The organism is Candidatus Pelagibacter communis, from assembly GCF_001180225.1.
Taxonomy (GTDB): domain Bacteria; phylum Pseudomonadota; class Alphaproteobacteria; order Pelagibacterales; family Pelagibacteraceae; genus Pelagibacter; species Pelagibacter ubique_D.
Genome location: NZ_CVST01000069.1, coordinates 1 through 590 on the forward strand (window position 1 = coordinate 1; position 590 = coordinate 590).

At 30.5% G+C, this 590-nt stretch carries 1 protein-coding gene; it reads left to right on the forward strand.

Features of this window, described 5'->3' with window-relative positions; genetic code table 11:
• On the forward strand, nt 1-590 hold a 590-nt coding region (locus AMN99_RS05540; protein WP_179850448.1), incomplete at both ends, for an FAD-dependent oxidoreductase.

The window sequence follows — 590 nt, forward strand, 5'->3', positions numbered from 1 at the left end:
AAAGTTTATTTTTAATAATAACACCATAAGTGGTTTTGAAACTAAAGAAGGTAAAAAGGTATTATGCAACAAGTTAATTCTAACAACAGGAACTTTTTTAAATGGTTTGATACATATAGGTGATGAAAAAACACCAGCAGGTAGGTATGATGAAAAACCTTCAACAGGTTTAAGTGAACAATTAGCAAAATATGATTTTAAAATTGGAAGATTAAAAACTGGAACACCTCCCAGGTTAGATGCAAGAACGATTAATTTTGAAAACCTTGAAGAACAATTTGCAGATGATGATCCTTATTTTTTTTCTTTCCTAACTAAAAAAAATTTAAACAAACAAGTGTCATGTCGAATGACTTATACCAATGAGAAGGTTCATAAAATTATAGAAAAAAATTTATCTAAAAGTGCAATGTACTCAGGTAATATAAAAGGAGTAGGTCCAAGATATTGTCCATCTATAGAAGATAAGATAGTAAAATTTGCAGATAAAGTTCGTCATCAGATTTTTTTAGAGCCAGAGGGGCTTAATGATCACACAATTTACCCTAATGGGATCTCAACATCGCTCCCAGCTGATGTACAAGAAGAAA